The sequence below is a fragment of the Rhodococcus sp. ACPA1 genome, from assembly GCF_002300195.1.
Lineage (GTDB): Bacteria > Actinomycetota > Actinomycetes > Mycobacteriales > Mycobacteriaceae > Rhodococcus_F > Rhodococcus_F opacus.
The window spans coordinates 96,698-112,469 of the sequence record NZ_NSDX01000011.1 but is presented as its reverse complement, the minus strand read 5'-3'; the positions used below and the strand labels follow the sequence as shown (position 1 = coordinate 112,469).

Sequence of the window (15,772 nt, the reverse complement as noted above, 5' to 3'; positions counted from 1 at the left end):
CGCGAAATTCATCGCCACGGAGTTTCCGAGGTTCCGAAAGCTGCACCGTCCCCTCCGAATGTCGGTAGTGTGATTCGTGTCACGGCTACATCCGGCTGGGTTGGGAGGGGTCACATGTCGACCTCCGAAATGCTCGAATTGAATCGCACCATCGACCGCCTTCGGCGCGCTGTCGGTTCGTTGCGATCGATGTACGGCGACGCCGCATCCGTGCGGCGACTGAGCAACGATCTGGAGCGGCTCGAGATCGACGCGCGGGACCTCGACTCCTCGCCACCGAACGTCGTCCACCGCGAACCGGTGGAGCGGATCAAGGTGTCGGACACCCCGTACGACGCGTCGATGTGGCTCGGTGTCGATGACGAGGGGCTGGGCGGGCTCCACTACGAGCGCGGATGAGCGCGCCGCCGAAGAATCCCGAAAGTGCCGGTGTGGGGGCGCCGACGCGTGCCCGGATCGCGGAACGCACGCTCCGCACCGACCGGTGGTGGCTGGCCCCGCTGTTGACGGTGCTCGGCCTGTCCGTCTTCGTGGTGTACGCATCGGTCCGGTCGTGGGTCCGCACCGCGTACTTCGTCGAGGACTATCACTACCTGACGCCGTTCTACTCGCCGTGCCTGAGCGATTCGTGCGTGCCCGGTTCGAGCGACTTCGGGACACCCATCGGCGAGTTGCCGATGATCATCCCGCTCGGGTTCCTGGTGCTGCCGTTCCTGCTCGGCTTCCGGCTCACCTGCTACTACTACCGCAAGGCCTACTACCGGTCGGTGTGGTTCTCGCCGCCCGCGTGCGCGGTCGCGGAGCCCCATCGAACCTACACGGGGGAGACGCGCCTGCCGCTGATCGTCCAGAACGCACACCGCTACTTCTTCTACGTCGCACTCGTCGTCTCGCTGATCAACACGTACGACGCGATCCGCGCGTTCCACGGCGCCGACGGCGGATTCGGAATCGGGCTCGGCACACTCGTCATGGTCTGCAACGTGATCCTGCTCTGGGCGTACACCGTCTCGTGCCATTCCTGTAGGCATGTCACGGGCGGCAGGCTCACCCACTTCTCCAAGCACCCGATCCGATACCGGCTCTGGACCTGGGTCAGCACACTGAACACCCGGCACATGCAGCTCGCCTGGACCACCCTCGCCACACTGATCGTCACCGACTTCTACGTGATGCTCGTGGCGAGCGGGACCATCTCCGACCTGCGCCTGATCAACTGACTTCACCGAAGAGGGAGTGGAATGACGGAAGTCGAACGGCACCAGTACGACGTCGTGGTCATCGGTGCCGGCGGCGCCGGACTGCGAGCGGTCATCGAGGCCCGGGAACAGGGCCTGTCCGTCGCCGTCGTCTGCAAGTCGCTGTTCGGCAAGGCACACACGGTCATGGCGGAGGGTGGCTGCGCCGCCGCGATGGGAAACGCCAACGAGAAGGACACGTGGCAGACCCACTTCCAGGACACGATGCGCGGCGGCAAGTTCCTCAACAACTGGCGAATGGCCGAACTGCACGCCCGCGAGGCTCCCGACCGGGTGTGGGAACTCGAAACGTACGGCGCCCTGTTCGACCGGACCCCCGACGGCCGGATCAGCCAGCGCAACTTCGGCGGTCACACGTATCCGCGGCTCGCCCACGTCGGTGACCGCACCGGACTCGAACTGATCCGCACCATGCAGCAGAAGATCGTGTCGCTGCAGCAGGAAGATTTCGCCGCCACCGGCGACTACGAGGCACGGATCAAGATCTTCGCCGAGTGCACCATCTCCGAGCTGACCAAGGACGGCGACCGGATCTCGGGTGCGTTCGGATACTGGCGCGAGAGTGGACGTTTCGTCCTGTTCGAGGCGCCGGCCGTCGTGATGGCCACCGGCGGGATCGGCAAGTCGTTCAAGGTCACGTCGAACTCGTGGGAGTACACCGGCGACGGTCACGCCCTCGCCCTGCGCGCAGGCGCCAACCTCATCAACATGGAGTTCGTGCAGTTCCACCCCACCGGCATGGTGTGGCCACCCAGCGTCAAGGGCATCCTCGTGACGGAAGGCGTCCGCGGCGACGGCGGGGTCCTGAAGAACTCCGAGGGCGAGCGGTTCATGTTCTCGTACATCCCACCGGTCTTCAAAGGGCAGTACGCGGAGACCGAGGAAGAGGCCGACGGCTGGTACAAGGATTCCGACAACAACCGCCGCACACCGGATCTGCTGCCCCGCGACGAGGTGGCCCGCGCCATCAACTCCGAGGTCAAGGCCGGACGGCAGACCCCGCACGGCGGCGTGTACCTCGACATCGCCTCGCGGATGCCCGCCGACGAGATCGTCCGGCGGCTGCCCTCGATGTACCACCAGTTCAAGGAACTCGCGGACGTCGACATCACGAAGGAGCAGATGGAGGTCGGGCCCACCTGCCATTACGTGATGGGGGGCATCGAAGTCGACCCCGACAGCGGGTCCTCCAGCGTCGCGGGTCTGTTCGCTGCGGGGGAGTGCTCGGGCGGGATGCACGGCTCCAACCGGCTCGGCGGCAACTCACTGTCCGACCTCCTCGTGTTCGGGCGTCGCGCCGGACTGGGGGCGGCGGAGTACGTCAAGTCGCTGCAGGAACGGCCGGTCGTCTCCGCGGACGCCGTCGATGCGGCGGCGCGGATGTTGTTGTCGCCGTTCGATCCCGCGGTCGGGGAGGGCGGTACCACCGAGAACCCGTACACGCTCCACACCGAACTGCAGCAGACCATGAACGACCTCGTCGGCATCATCCGGAAGGAAGACGAGATCGTTCGCGCCCTGGACAAACTCACGGAGATCAAGGGCCGCATCGGGGGCGTGGAGGTCGAGGGGCACCGGCAGTTCAACCCGGGATGGCACCTCGCCGTCGACCTGCGGAACATGGTGCTGGTCAGCGAATGCGTCGCGCAGGCGGCACTGCTGCGCACGGAAAGTCGCGGCGGGCACACCCGCGACGACCACCCGAGCATGGAGGCCGAGTGGCGCAACACCCTGCTGGTGTGCAGCGTGGTCGGCGACATGTCCGCGCATCCCGATTCGGTGGTGCCGGACGTCACCGTTACCCGCGAGCCCCAGCTCCCGATGCGCGCAGAGCTGTTGGAGCTCTTCGACATCGACGAACTGGCCAAGTACTACACCGACGCCGAACTCGCGGAACACCCGGGAAGGAAGGCCTGAGATGGGTTACGACGCGCAGTTCCGGGTCTGGCGCGGCGACGCCGACGGCGGCGCCCTCCAGGGCTACTCCATTCCCGTCAACGAAGGTGAGGTGGTGCTCGACATCATCCACCGGTTGCAGGCGACGCAGACCCCGGACCTGGCGGTGCGATGGAACTGCAAGGCGGGCAAATGTGGTTCGTGTTCCGCGGAGATCAACGGCCAGCCACGGCTGCTGTGCATGACGCGGATGTCGACGTTCACGGAAGACGAGGTGGTGACGGTCACGCCGCTGCGGGCGTTCCCGGTCATCCGGGATCTCGTCACCGACGTGTCGTTCAACTACGCGAAGGCGCGGGAGATCCCGTCGTTCACCCCGCCGCCGGGGCTCGGGCCGGGCGAGTACCGGATGCAGCAGATCGACGTCGAACGGTCGCAGGAATTCCGCAAGTGCATCGAGTGCTTCCTCTGCCAGAACACCTGTCACGTCATCCGTGATCACGACGACAACAAGCCGGCGTTCTCCGGGCCCCGCTTCTTCATCCGCGTCGCCGAACTGGAGATGCATCCACTCGACACGGCCGACCGTCGGGAGGCGGCTCAGGAAGAGTTCGGCCTCGGGCTCTGCAACATCACCAAGTGCTGCACCGAGGTGTGCCCCGAAGGGATAAAGATCACCGACAACGCCATCATTCCAATGAAGGAGCGGGTGGTCGACCGACGGTACGACCCCATCGTCTGGTTGGGCAACAAGCTCTTTCGCCGCGGATAGCGCCTCCGGCGCCCGTGAGTACTTATTAACCGCCCGACGTTGACAAGTACTCACAGGCGCGTCAGCGCACGGCGTGGAGGTTGCGGGCAGTGGGCGACTTCTCGACCGATTCGGGGTCGGGGTCGGTGCCCAGGATCCGGTCGGCGGTGCCCGAGGTGGTGACGGTGAACCAGTAGTGCTCGTTCTTGTAGTGGTGATGGCGGTGGTTGCGCCAGATCGCGCGGTACAGGCGGGAGTTCGGCTTGTAGTCGCTGTGGATGAGGTAGTGCGTCCACTCGTACAGGACACCCAGGACGCTCAGCACGACGAGGAACGTCAGTCCGAGGCCGGTGCGCGGAAACGCGAACAGCGCGAGGGCCACGAGAACCGGGATCAACCACGTCAGTGTCTGCCACGGGATGAAGACGAGTGGCACGTCGCGGGGATCGACGTGGTGCTCGCGATGCTTCCGGGCGAGCAGTGAATCGACGGTCAGGCCCAGGACCTTTCGGGGCTTCCAGTGCAGGATGCAGACGTGGATGACCCATTCGGCGAACGGGAACACGGCCAGCATCACCAGCGGAAGCACGGCATCGGTCGGCTGCCAGTCGCCGACGATCAGGCGGGCGGCCACCGCGGCGACCAGCATGCCGCCGATCATCCACGGGGAGGGGTGGCGACGGAACTGGTCTGCGGCGTCGCGGAGGGTGATCGACCTGCGCTGGCGGCGATCGGCGGGAGGTTTCGTGGTCATGTGTCCTTCTCCGAATCGTGTTGGTGCAGTGCATCGATCACGGCGGTCACGGCCGCCGAGCCGAGGTCGAGGAGGGTGGTGGCGGTCTGGGCCGCGGCGACCTCGTCGTGGGCGGAGATCGCCTCGGCCAGCTGGTAATACAGGTCGGTGCGGCCGACTTCCGCGACCATGACGGCGGCCATCGCCGTCATGGTCGGTTCGTACGCGTTGCGGAGGCTGTTGAAGATGAGCCGGAATGCGATGGAATCGGCCGTGTCGACCACGCGCTCCCAGAAGGCCAGGGCGCCGACCTGCTGCGCGACCGGGTCGCTGTCGGAGGCGAGACGATCCACGGCGTCGCGGAGAGCGGCACCCGACTCGTCGGTCGCCCGGCCGGCGGCGAGCCGGGCGACCTGCACGCCGATCATCCGCCGGGCCTCGAGGACGCTGCGGACCACCGCCCAATCGGGTACACCGTCGCGGACCAGCAGCTGGGACAGCAATTCGGGCCCGCCGTGCTGCCGGAAGTCGCGCACAGAGGTGGCGTCGCCCTGCCGGACCTCGACGAGTCCGGCCTGGGCCAGCTTCTGGATCGCTTCCCGGACCGCGGGCCGGGACACCCCGAAGGCTTCGGCCAGGCGTCGTTCGCTCGGCAGGGCGTCGCCGGCGGCGAGGTCGCCGCCCAGCACACGCGCGGTGATCTGGTCGAAGACTTCGGTGGAGGCGGATTTCCGTGCGATCGGCTCGAACATCATGACCACGACACTAGGGCGGCGACAGGTAAGAGGTCAAGTGATCTTACCAGTGGATGTCACCAGCCGAAAAGACTCCGGACGAACGCGCTGGTGTCGGGCAGGGACGCCGGCATCGTGTAGAGATGGCCGGTCGGATACGTCCGGAACACGAACTGCTGCCCGTTCGCGGCGAGGTCGGCCGTGAGTTTCCAGGTGAGGGGGATGGGGACGACGTCGTCGAACAGTCCCTGTCCGATGAACAGCGGCCGGTCGTAGCCCCGCACGGGAACTCCCAGCGTGATACGAAGCGCCGCCAGGACCGCCGGGTCGTCGAGGGGGCGGGACATCAACTGTCCGATCGAGATGCCGTCGAGTTGCGGGGCCGCCTCCTCGTAGCAGAGCGATTCGACGCGATTCAGGACGTCGACGCCGAGCGGTGTGAGGTAGCTGTCGATGTCGAGGTCGGGTCGCGACGCACGCAATCCGGCAAGCGCGTACGCCACGAACACCGTGCTCCCGGTGAGGGGGAGCTGCGGGAATCCGGGGCCGACGAGCGGTGCGAGGTTCTCCAGATTGGACGGGGCGCCGGTGGCGACGGTGCCGCGGAAGTCGAGGTCGGGTGCGTAGGTGGTGGCCATCGAGGCGGCGACGAGAGCGGCGTGACCGCCCTGCGATTGGCCGATCGCGACCCACCGGTTCGACAGGGACGGCGTGACGGTCCGCGCCGCGCGCACCATGTCGATCACGCTGTGCGCCTCCGTCGGGCCGTCCAGGTAGGGGTGCACGCCGGGTGTGCCGAGGCCGACGTAATCCGTTGCGACGACGGCGTAGCCCTGGTCGAGCCAGTGCTGGACGTACGGCCCGACGAGTTTTCCCGTCACCGTCGGCGCACACTTGTCGGCGATGCCGACCGTTCCGTGGGCCCAGGACACGACGGGCCACCCGCCGGGCGGCGCCTCACCGGGGGGCAGCAGGACCGCGCCGGTGCTGAGCGCGGGTTCGTTCATCGGCCCCGTCGTCCAGTAGGTGACGTACGTGGCGTCGGCGACGCCCGGCGGCCGCGCGTCCGGCGCCACCGGCGTCGCGACGACGACGGCACCCGGATCGCCGCCCGCAGTCTGTGCCGCAGCCGGGGCGGGCGCGCCGAGGAGCGACAGTGCGAGTGCCGCCGCGAGAACCGTTCCGGTGCGGCGGCCGAGCGAAGACGTCATCGCGTCCGTCCCTGGGCCGTCGGAGGCGCCGCGCGGTCCCCTGGTGGCCGACGCGGCGTCGACTCAATTGTGCGCGCTCAGGGGCGGTGGGCGGAGTCTTTCAGTCGTGCGCGAATTCCGTCGACGAACAGCGACAGGCCGAAGTCGAACCGGACCGCCGGATCGCCGTCGAGGAGATCCTCGTCGTATGCCGCGATCGGAGACTGCGGGGCGTCGGGGGACAGGGCGGCACGGGTGAGGGCCCCGGCCGACTCCATCTGCGCCCGCGACTGCTCGTCGACCGTGTGGCCGAGGACGTAGTACAGCAGCGAGTAGGACGACAGTTCCGCGTGTTCGCGGGACAGTCCGGATCGCAGACCGACTGCGGCGAAGCTTTCCCGGACCCGGGAGTTGGTCATGCGGGACGCGTACGTGGCGGAGACCAGTTCGGCGCCGTCGCGGTGGGCGAGCAGCGCGGTGCGGAGCCGGTGGGCCAGTTCGGTGAACTCCGCGTCCCAGCCGGGGGCAGTGACCGGGGCGTCGACGTCTTCGAGGATCTTGTCGGCGAGGGCCCCGAGCAGGGTCTGCTTGTTGGGAAAATGCCAGTACAGGGCGCCCGGCTGCACGCCGAGGGCCGTCGCGAGTCTGCGCATCGTCAGGTCGGCGAGGCCGAACTCGTCGAGGATGGCCATTGCGCCGTCGAGTACGTCGCCGCGTCGCAATTGCACTGTGTGATCTCCCAATCTCGTCGACAAGTCCCGTTCCGGCTTTGACAGTATTCCACCACGGATCTAACGTGAACACCGTTCAACTTGTACGGTGTTCAATTTTTCGGTCCAGTCGATTCACGGCACGTGATCGGCCCGTTTTCCAGGAGATACGTGTGACATCGGCCCCGGTACAGACAGACATCCTCGCCCTCGCGCGTGAGCAGGTTCTCGAGCGCGGTGACGCGCTCGACGAGAGTCAGGTGCTCGAGGTCCTGCAACTTCCCGACGACCGGCTCGAGGAACTGCTCGCCCTCGCGCACGACGTGCGCATGAAGTGGTGCGGTCCCGAGGTCGAGGTGGAGGGCATCATCAGCCTCAAGACCGGTGGCTGCCCCGAGGACTGCCACTTCTGCTCGCAGTCCGGCCTGTTCCAGTCGCCGGTTCGCGCGGCGTGGCTCGACATCCCGTCGCTCGTGGAGGCCGCCAAGCAGACCGCCAAGTCCGGCGCCAGCGAATTCTGCATCGTCGCCGCCGTCCGCGGCCCCGACGAGCGGCTGCTCGCCCAGGTCGCTGCCGGCATCGAGGCGATCCGCAACGAGGTCGACATCCAGATCGCCTGCTCGCTGGGCATGCTCACCCAGGAGCAGGTCGACCAGCTCGCCGCGATGGGTGTGCACCGCTACAACCACAACCTGGAGACGTCGAAGTCCCACTTCCCGAACGTCGTCACCACCCACACCTGGGACGAGCGCTGGAACACCCTCCGGATGGTCCGCGAAGCCGGGATGGAGGTGTGCTGCGGCGGCATCCTCGGCATGGGTGAGAGCCTCGAGCAGCGCGCCGAGTTCGCGGCCAACCTGGCCGAACTCGAACCCGACGAGGTGCCGCTGAACTTCCTCAACCCGCGTCCCGGAACCCCGTTCGGCGACCTCGAGGTCCTGCCCGCGAGCGAGGCCCTCAAGTCGGTCGCCGCGTTCCGCCTCGCGCTGCCCCGCACCATCCTCCGCTTCGCGGGCGGTCGGGAGATCACGCTCGGCGACCTCGGGGCCAAGCAGGGCATCCTCGGCGGCATCAACGCCGTCATCGTCGGCAACTACCTGACGACCCTCGGCCGGCCCGCCGAACAGGACCTCGACCTGCTCGTCGATCTGCAGATGCCGATCAAGGCACTGAACGACACCCTGTGACGATCATGGCAGAGGCGACAATAAGCGAGCGCCCCGAGGATCGGGTCGACGGCCCCGAGGAGCGTTACAACCCGTACACCGGCCGCCGCGTGGTGGCCGGTGTGGACGACGCGGTCCCCACCGCCGCGCAGCTGGGGCTGGAGCCGCCCCGCTTCTGCGAGGCGTGCGGCCGCCGGATGGTGGTGCAGATCAGCCCGGACGGCTGGTGGGCGAAATGTTCCCGCCACGGTGTGTTCGACTCGATCTACGGCGGACGGCGGTAGCGTCGGACGGGTGACCACGCTCCCGCGCTTCAGGCTTCGATCTGCCGCCGGAATCTTCTGCGGGACGGTGGTGGCGAGCGCGCTCGCCGGGGTGCTGTGGGGAGTCCTCGCACCGCCCGAGCACCTGCTGGTGGTCGCCCCCGACCGCGGGGTGTCGCTGACGGGGGAGAGTGTGCACCGGTTCGACGCGATCGGGATGTTCGCGTGCGCGGGCCTGGTGGTCGGCATCCTCACCGCGGTCGCGGCGTGGACGGCGCGGACGAGTCGCGGCCCGGTGGCGCTGGGCGCGGTCCTGGCAGGCAGTGTGGTCGGCGCCGGGGTGATGGCGCTCGGTGGAATCGGCGTGGCTGCGCTGCGGTTCCCCGACCCCGACACCTCGACCGCAGGCACCGTCGTGGCGGTCGCGCCGGGAATCGGAACCCTGCTGGTGCTGATCTTCCAGCCCCTCGTCGCCTGCGCCGTGACGTTGGTGCTCGCCGCGCTCAATCCGTACGACGATCTCGGCGTCAGCGATCCCCCGGTCGAACTCGACGAGCCGGAAGAGCGCGACGCGACCCTTACCTCGTGACCGAGGTCCGCATCCGCACGTCCCCGAGGAGGCGCCCGCTGGCGAGAGCGCCGATGCGGCGGGTCGCGAACCGGGTGCTGACCGACGACACCCAGTTCATCAGACCGGAGACGACGCTCGGCGGGGTGCTGCGCCGGTCGAGGGCGCGCAGCGCTGTCGTGACCACCTGATCCGCGGTCTGCATGCGGCCGACGGCGGCGTCCTCGGAGCCGACGACGTCGAAGAACTCGGTGCGGGTGGGGCCCGGGCAGATGGCGAGCACGGTGAGGCCAGTGCCTCGCGCCTCGGCCCACAACGCCTCCGTGAAATTGAGGACGAACGCCTTCGTCGCCCCGTAGACGGCCATGCCGGGAGTCGGCTGGAACGCTGCGGTGCTCGCGACGTTCACGAGTGCGCCGCGTCCCCGGAGCAGGTCGGGCAGGAACGTGTGCGACAGCTCGACGAGGGTGGTGACGTTGAGCTGGATCTCGGAGGTGAGGCGCTCCAGGTCGGCGGAAGCGAAATCTCCGTGCGTCCCGAATCCCGCGTTGTTGATCAGTGAGTCGACGCGGATGTCGCGGGTGATGAGTTCGCTGCGCAACCGCTCGCCGGCGCCTGGTGTCGCGAGGTCGAACGGGAGCACGGTGACCGATACGTGGTGAGCGGCGCGGAGTTCGGTGGCGAGTTGTTCGAGGCGGTCGGCGCGGCGGGCGACGAGAACGAGATCTGCACCCCGCCCGGCGAACCGGCGGGCGAATTCGACACCGAGGCCCGCGCTCGCGCCGGTGATGAGGACGGTGGTTCCGGATACGTCGAAGGACATGTCTGCTCCTAGCGGTGGGGTGTCTCGAATGTAGTCAGTGCCATCTATGTAGTCAATGACAACATTTTGCTAGGCTGGCGGCATGTCCGTCGCCGAACAGCCCTACCACCACGGGAGTCTTCGCCAGGTGCTGCTCGCGCGCGCCGAGAGCACGCTCGAGAAGGACGGTGTCGACGGACTCTCCCTCCGGCAGCTCGCTCGTGAGGCCGGGGTCAGCCACGCCGCACCCAGCAAGCACTTCCGGGACCGCCAGGCGCTGCTCGACGCACTCGCGGAGTCCGGTTTCCTGCGCCTCACCGCCGCTCTCGAACGCGCGGTCGAGGAGGCGGAACCCCACGCCCGGGCCCGCTTCGCCGCGCTCGCCGGCGCCTACGTGAGCTTCGCGCTCGAGCATCGCGAGTTGCTGGCCCTGATGTACGGCAACAAGCACGCGCCCGGAGCCGCCTCCCAGGTCGTGGAGGCCGGCCACGCCTCGATGGACCTGACGGTCCGGATCGTCACCGAAGCCCAGGCCGCGGGTGACATCGGGCCCGGGGACGCGTCGCGCATCGCCCTCGTCGCGTTCGCGACGTTCCACGGGATCGCGACCCTTGCCGCCGGCGGAATGCTCGACGGCGCGCCGGTGGACGAAGTCGTCACCGCCGCATCGGACACGTTCTGGCGGGGTCTCGCCCAGGCGTGAGGCCGCCTGACGTGCGGGTCAGCTCGGCGGTCGGAGTGCAGCGAACTCGTCCGTCACCCGCAGCGTGGAGTCGGTGAACCGGTAGAGGGCTGCCGGGCGCCCGCCGGTGCGGCCCGACGGTGCGGTGTTCCCGGTGGGAGTCAGCACCCCGCGTCGCCCGAGGACGCGCTGGAGGTTGGTCGCATCCACCTGGTACCCGAGTGCGGCGCAGTAGATCTCACGCAGCGTCGACATGGAGAACTCGTCGGGGGCCAAACCGAACGCGATGTTGGTGTAGGAGAGCTTGGCCGCGAGGCGGGTCCGGGCGTGCCGGACGACGGTGCCGTGGTCGAACGCCGTCTCGGGGAGCGCGGACACCGGGTGCCACGCGGTGTCCGGCGGCAGATGTGGGTCGGCGGGGAGGGGGACGAGCCCGAGGAACGTCGACGCGATGGTGCGCGGGCCGGGCACTCGATGCGGATCGCTGAACACCGACAGCTGCTCGAGGTGGGAGACCTCCTGCACGTCCACCTTCTCGGCCAGCTGGCGTCGCGCGGACGTGGTGAGGTCCTCGTTCTCGTGGAGCAGTCCACCGGGTAGGGACCAGGCCCCCGCCTGGGGATCGAGGGCTCGTTGCCACAGCAGCACGGCGAGCTCACCGGTGCCCGCCGCGTGACGCACATCACCGCCTCGACCTGCGGTGATGTGGTCGGGGAAGTGGCGAACCTGGAACACCGCGGTAAGCACTTCATGCGTGGTGTTACTATTGGGCATGTTTTCGATCCTAAGTCGAAAACCCCGATTGCGGAAATTCGGGCCAGCCCGCCCGAGTTCACGGTGAAGGAGCAAGCCATGACGACCACGACGTTGTGGGCGGGTACCAACCCGCAGATTCAGGACGGTCCCGGCGGATACGCGGGCGTCGAGGCGAGCGAAGAGTGGGCTGCCGAGATCAAACGGCTGGCACGTGAGCGGGGAGCGACCCTCCTTGCGCACAACTACCAATTGCCCGCCATCCAGGACGTGGCCGACCACGTGGGCGACTCCCTGGCACTCTCGCGCATCGCGGCCGAAGCCCCCGAGGACACCATCGTGTTCTGCGGCGTGCACTTCATGGCCGAGACCGCGAAGATCCTCAGCCCCGCCAAGACCGTGCTGATCCCGGACGAGCGCGCGGGCTGCTCGCTCGCCGACTCGATCAACGCCGATCAGCTGCGCGAATGGAAGGCGGAGTTCCCCGACGCCGTCGTCGTGTCGTACGTCAACACCACCGCCGAGGTGAAGGGTCTGACGGACATCTGCTGCACGTCGTCCAACGCCGTCGACGTGGTCGCGTCGATCGACCCCGACCGTGAGGTCCTGTTCCTTCCCGACCAGTTCCTCGGCGCACACGTCAAGCGCGTCACCGGCCGCAAGAACATGCAGATCTGGGCGGGTGAGTGCCACGTCCACGCCGGCATCAACGGCGACGAGCTCACCGCGCAGGCCAAGGCGCACCCCGGTGCCGAACTGTTCGTGCACCCCGAATGCGGTTGCGCCACCTCGGCTCTCTACCTGGCCGGCGAAGGGCTCGTGCCCGAGGACAAGGTGAAGATCCTCTCGACGGGCGGCATGCTCGACGCCGCCCGCGCGACCGGGGCCAAGCAGGTTCTCGTGGCCACCGAGGTCGGCATGCTGCACCAGCTGCGCAAGGCTGCGCCGGAGGTCGACTTCCAGGCCGTCAACGACCGCGCATCCTGCCCGTACATGAAGATGATCACCCCCGCGGCCCTGCTCCGCTGCCTCCTCGAGGGCAAGGACGAGGTTCACGTCGATCTCGCGACCGCAGAGCGTGCCCGCAAGTCGGTGCAGCGCATGATCGAGATCGGAAACCCGGGCGGCGGCGAGTGAGCAGCCCGGCCCGGGGGATTTCCTGGGAAGAGCACGCCGACCTCGTGGTCGTGGGCGGTGGTGTGGCCGGACTGACGGCCGCACGCACCGCCTCGCTGCGCGGACTGACCGTGCTCACCGTCAGCAAGGGTGGGGCGACGGACACCGCGACGCAGTACGCGCAGGGTGGTATCGCGGTGGTGGGTGACGCTGTCACCGATTCGGTGGACTCGCACGTCGCCGACACGTGCGAGGCCGGGGTGGGCCTGTGCGACGAGGACGCCGTGCGGTCGATCGTGGCGGGTGGCCGTGATGCCGTGGCCGCGTTGACCGATCTGGGCGCGGTGTTCGACCGCGGCCGTGACGGCGCCGTCTCGCGCACCCGCGAGGGCGGGCACAGCACCCGGCGGATCATTCACGCCGGCGGGGACGCCACGGGCGCGGAGGTCCAGCGCGCCCTGGGTGCCGCCGGCCTTCCCGTCCTGTTCGACAGTTGCGCCGTACGGGTACTCACCGATGCCCGCGGCGTCACCGGCGTGCTCGTGGATTCGCCGCGCGGACTCGGTGTCGTCCACACACCGGCCGTCCTCCTGGCGACCGGCGGACTCGGACAGCTGTACGCCTGCAGTACCAACCCGCCCGGAGCGACCGCGGACGGTATCGCTCTCGCGCTCGACGCGGGCGCAGCCGTCGCCGATCTCGAGTTCGTGCAGTTCCACCCGACCGTCCTGTTCACCCCCGGCGGACTCGGACGACGTCCGCTGATCAGCGAGGCCGTCCGCGGCGAGGGCGCGATCCTCGTCGACGCCAACGGCGATTCGGTCACCGCGGGTGTGCATCCGCGCGGCGACCTCGCCCCCCGCGACGTCGTGTCGCGGGCGATCGCGTCGAGGCTCCGGGACCTGGGTCACGACCACGTCTACCTCGACGCGCGTCACCTGTCCGGGTTCGCGCAGCGGTTCCCGACCGTGACGGCGTCGTGCCTGGAAGCCGGGATCGATCCGTGCGAACAGCTGATCCCGGTCGCACCCGCCGCGCACTACTCGTGCGGCGGAGTGGTCACCGACGTCGACGGACGCACCGCCGTCCCCGGTCTCTACGCCGCGGGAGAGGTGGCCCGCACCGGGCTGCACGGAGCGAACCGGCTGGCCTCCAACAGTCTCCTCGAAGGCCTGGTGGTCGGCGAGCGGGTCGGCGCCGCGGCCGTCGAACGCGCCGGCCTCCGCGTCGAGGCAACCGCCCCCGAACAGCGGGCCCTGCCGTCCGCACCGCGGGAACTGGTGCAGCAGCTGATGACCGGCAACGCCTCCGTCGTCCGGGACGGTGCCGGACTCGAGGCGGTGGCCGCCGCCCTCGCCGGCGCGCCGCGCGCGGTGCCCGAGGGGGAGGCCGCGCTCGAAGACGCCGCGTTGACCCTGGCGGCGTCCGCGCTGGTACTCGCGGCCGCCGCGCGGACCGAAAGTCGTGGTTGCCACACGCGCAGCGACTACCCGCAGACGTCCGACGAATGGCGCCGCAGCACGCACGTTCGCTTGCGAGACGGCGAACTCGAGCTTCTCGAACCCCAACTGACAGGAGTGCTGTGATGTCCGACCATGTCCTTCCCGACGGTCTGGACGCGGACGAGGTGCGCGCGCTCGTGCGCCTCGCCCTGGACGAGGACCTGCGGTACGGACCGGACGTGACGTCGTCGTCCACGGTCCCGGCCGACGCGGTGACGAAGGCGTCCGTGGTCTCCCGTGCGCACGGCACCGTCGCCGGCCTCGACGTGGGACTGCTGGTGCTCGACGAGGTGATCGGGACGGGCCGCTACCACGTGCTCGACCGGCTCGCCGACGGCGCCCGGGTCGTGCCCGGCCAGGCCGTGCTGACGGTCACCGCGCCCACGCAGGGGCTGCTCACCGCGGAGCGGACGATGCTCAACCTGGTGTGCCACCTGTCCGGCATCGCCACCGCGACGTCCGCCTGGGTGGACGCGGTCGAGGGCACCGGGGCGAAGATCCGCGACAGTCGCAAGACGCTGCCGGGACTGCGCGGCTTGCAGAAGTACGCCGTCCGGGTGGGTGGCGGCGTCAATCACCGCATGGGCCTCGGCGACGCGGCATTGATCAAGGACAACCACGTCGCGGCCGCCGGTTCGGTGGTGGCGGCGCTGCGGGCGGTGCGCGCCGCGGCACCGGACATCGAGTGCGAGGTGGAGGTCGACAGCCTCGAGCAACTCGACGAGGTGCTGGCCGAGAACGTAGAACTGGTGCTGCTCGACAACTTTCCGCTGTGGCAGACGCAGATCGCGGTGCAACGCCGCGACGCGAACGCCCCCGGCACCAAGCTGGAGTCGTCGGGCGGTCTCACGCTGGACGTCGCGGCCGAGTACGCCGGGACCGGAGTCGACTACCTCGCGGTCGGCGCGCTCACCCATTCCGTCACCGTGCTGGATCTCGGCCTCGACATGTGACCCACCCGTGAGTACTTGTCAACCGCCCGCGGTTGAGAAGTACTCACGGGTCAGACGGCGCGGCGCACTGTCGCCAGGAACGTGGCCGCCACGAAGAACAGCCCGGAGAACGTCCGGTTGGTGGCGCGCTGCTGCCGTGGTGACCGCATCAGCCGCAGGACCTTCGCCGCGAGGCCGGTGTAGCCGGTCATGACGACTACGTCGACCGCGATCATGCTGGCGGCGATGATCGCGTACTGGGGGAGCAGGGGCGCCGACGGGGTGATGAACTGTGGAAGCACCGCGAGCATGAAGACGACGGCCTTCGGGTTGCTGGCATTGACCAGGAACCCGCGCAGTGTCATCGCGGGCCCGCTGGTCTCGGCGACGTCGCCGTCGACCCCGGACACATCGGTCGCACTCGCCCGCCACTGGCGGATGCCGAGATACACCAGGTACGCGACGCCGAACCACTTGATCACCGTGAACGCGAGTGTCGAGTTCGCGAGCAGCGCCCCGAGTCCGGCGGCGACCACCGCGATCTGCAGCAGCAACCCGAGCTGGAGACCCGCGATGTTCCAGTAGCCGCGTCGGAGCCCGAACCGCATCCCCGTGGCCATCGACGCGATCGCGCCGGCCCCCGGGGACAGACTGATCACGCACGAGGCCCCGAGCACTGCACACCACATCTGCCACGACACCAGGTGATGGTACG

The 15,772-nt window shown here is 68.7% G+C and carries 18 protein-coding genes; 11 read left to right on the top strand and 7 right to left on the bottom strand.

Annotation, left to right across the window (positions count from 1 at the left end):
* Window positions 1-114: 114 nt before the first annotated feature.
* Genes CJ177_RS36895 through CJ177_RS36880 form a run of 4 tightly spaced genes read left to right on the top strand, consistent with a single transcriptional unit; the run spans window position 115 to window position 3,927 of the window.
* On the top strand, window positions 115-399 hold the full coding sequence (locus CJ177_RS36895; RefSeq protein ID WP_005247567.1) for a hypothetical protein: 285 nt from the start codon (window positions 115-117) through the stop codon (window positions 397-399).
* On the top strand, window positions 396-1,220 hold the full coding sequence (locus tag CJ177_RS36890) for a hypothetical protein (protein ID WP_005247566.1): 825 nt from the start codon (window positions 396-398) through the stop codon (window positions 1,218-1,220). Before CJ177_RS36895 ends, CJ177_RS36890 begins: the two co-directional genes overlap by 4 nt.
* 21 nt (window positions 1,221-1,241) lie before the next feature.
* Window positions 1,242-3,176: a fumarate reductase/succinate dehydrogenase flavoprotein subunit gene (locus CJ177_RS36885; RefSeq protein WP_005247564.1), complete on the top strand. Its 1,935-nt coding sequence runs from the start codon at window positions 1,242-1,244 to the stop codon at window positions 3,174-3,176.
* A 1-nt stretch (window position 3,177) separates the two neighbouring features.
* Window positions 3,178-3,927 (top strand): succinate dehydrogenase/fumarate reductase iron-sulfur subunit, encoded by a 750-nt coding sequence (locus CJ177_RS36880; protein ID WP_095870127.1) that lies wholly within the window; start codon window positions 3,178-3,180, stop codon window positions 3,925-3,927.
* Window positions 3,928-3,988: 61 nt separating this feature from the next.
* On the opposite strand, the gene CJ177_RS36875 is transcribed toward CJ177_RS36880, so the two are convergent.
* The 4 genes from CJ177_RS36875 to CJ177_RS36860 all read right to left on the bottom strand — a co-directional run bounded on the left by CJ177_RS36875 (window position 3,989) and on the right by CJ177_RS36860 (window position 7,291).
* Window positions 3,989-4,660, bottom strand: coding sequence for a sterol desaturase family protein (locus CJ177_RS36875; RefSeq protein ID WP_095870126.1), 672 nt, complete (start codon window positions 4,658-4,660; stop codon window positions 3,989-3,991).
* Window positions 4,657-5,394, bottom strand: coding sequence for a FadR/GntR family transcriptional regulator (locus tag CJ177_RS36870; RefSeq protein ID WP_037181344.1), 738 nt, complete (start codon window positions 5,392-5,394; stop codon window positions 4,657-4,659). The genes CJ177_RS36875 and CJ177_RS36870 overlap by 4 nt, the downstream gene beginning before the upstream one ends.
* A gap of 56 nt (window positions 5,395-5,450) precedes the next feature.
* Window positions 5,451-6,584, bottom strand: coding sequence for a lipase family protein (locus CJ177_RS36865; protein ID WP_061044211.1), 1,134 nt, complete (start codon window positions 6,582-6,584; stop codon window positions 5,451-5,453).
* Window positions 6,585-6,661: 77 nt separating this feature from the next.
* Window positions 6,662-7,291 (bottom strand): TetR/AcrR family transcriptional regulator C-terminal domain-containing protein, encoded by a 630-nt coding sequence (locus CJ177_RS36860; protein WP_005260290.1) that lies wholly within the window; start codon window positions 7,289-7,291, stop codon window positions 6,662-6,664.
* A gap of 155 nt (window positions 7,292-7,446) precedes the next feature.
* On the opposite strand from CJ177_RS36860, the gene bioB reads away from it, so the two are divergent.
* The 3 genes from bioB to CJ177_RS36845 are packed head-to-tail and all read left to right on the top strand — an operon-like array spanning window position 7,447 to window position 9,291.
* Window positions 7,447-8,460 carry a biotin synthase BioB gene (gene bioB, locus CJ177_RS36855; RefSeq protein ID WP_005247552.1) on the top strand — a complete coding sequence of 338 codons (1,014 nt, stop codon included), beginning with the start codon at window positions 7,447-7,449 and terminating at the stop codon, window positions 8,458-8,460.
* Complete coding sequence (locus CJ177_RS36850; protein WP_025432861.1) at window positions 8,457-8,723, top strand: hypothetical protein; 267 nt, start codon at window positions 8,457-8,459, stop codon at window positions 8,721-8,723. Before bioB ends, CJ177_RS36850 begins: the two co-directional genes overlap by 4 nt.
* A gap of 10 nt (window positions 8,724-8,733) precedes the next feature.
* Window positions 8,734-9,291, top strand: coding sequence for a DUF2567 domain-containing protein (locus tag CJ177_RS36845; protein WP_025432860.1), 558 nt, complete (start codon window positions 8,734-8,736; stop codon window positions 9,289-9,291).
* On the opposite strand, the gene CJ177_RS36840 is transcribed toward CJ177_RS36845, so the two are convergent.
* Entirely contained in the window at window positions 9,281-10,093 is an 813-nt protein-coding gene (locus tag CJ177_RS36840) for an SDR family oxidoreductase (RefSeq protein WP_061697443.1), read from the bottom strand. The two genes, CJ177_RS36845 and CJ177_RS36840, sit on opposite strands and share 11 nt — an antisense overlap.
* Window positions 10,094-10,175: 82 nt before the next feature.
* Here CJ177_RS36840 and CJ177_RS36835 point away from each other — a divergent pair, with 82 nt between their 5' ends.
* A complete protein-coding gene (locus tag CJ177_RS36835) occupies window positions 10,176-10,775 on the top strand; it encodes a TetR/AcrR family transcriptional regulator (RefSeq protein WP_005247544.1) in 600 nt (199 codons plus the stop codon).
* An 18-nt stretch (window positions 10,776-10,793) separates the two neighbouring features.
* Here CJ177_RS36835 and CJ177_RS36830 read toward each other — a convergent pair whose 3' ends face one another.
* The gene (locus tag CJ177_RS36830) at window positions 10,794-11,528 is read right to left on the bottom strand and encodes an NUDIX domain-containing protein (protein WP_025432859.1); all 735 of its coding nucleotides are present in this window, start codon (window positions 11,526-11,528) and stop codon (window positions 10,794-10,796) included.
* A 78-nt stretch (window positions 11,529-11,606) separates the two neighbouring features.
* On the opposite strand from CJ177_RS36830, the gene nadA reads away from it, so the two are divergent.
* Genes nadA through nadC form a run of 3 tightly spaced genes read left to right on the top strand, consistent with a single transcriptional unit; the run spans window position 11,607 to window position 15,078 of the window.
* A complete protein-coding gene (nadA, locus tag CJ177_RS36825; protein WP_095870125.1) occupies window positions 11,607-12,644 on the top strand; it encodes a quinolinate synthase NadA in 1,038 nt (345 codons plus the stop codon).
* Window positions 12,641-14,209: an L-aspartate oxidase gene (locus CJ177_RS36820; protein ID WP_061697445.1), complete on the top strand. Its 1,569-nt coding sequence runs from the start codon at window positions 12,641-12,643 to the stop codon at window positions 14,207-14,209. Before nadA ends, CJ177_RS36820 begins: the two co-directional genes overlap by 4 nt.
* The gene (gene nadC / locus CJ177_RS36815; RefSeq protein ID WP_025432858.1) at window positions 14,209-15,078 is read left to right on the top strand and encodes a carboxylating nicotinate-nucleotide diphosphorylase; all 870 of its coding nucleotides are present in this window, start codon (window positions 14,209-14,211) and stop codon (window positions 15,076-15,078) included. Before CJ177_RS36820 ends, nadC begins: the two co-directional genes overlap by 1 nt.
* Before the next feature lie 50 nt (window positions 15,079-15,128).
* Here nadC and CJ177_RS36810 read toward each other — a convergent pair whose 3' ends face one another.
* Window positions 15,129-15,758, bottom strand: a complete 630-nt coding sequence (locus CJ177_RS36810) for a LysE family transporter (protein ID WP_005247535.1) — start codon at window positions 15,756-15,758, stop codon at window positions 15,129-15,131.
* Between the last annotated feature and the right edge of the window lie 14 nt (window positions 15,759-15,772).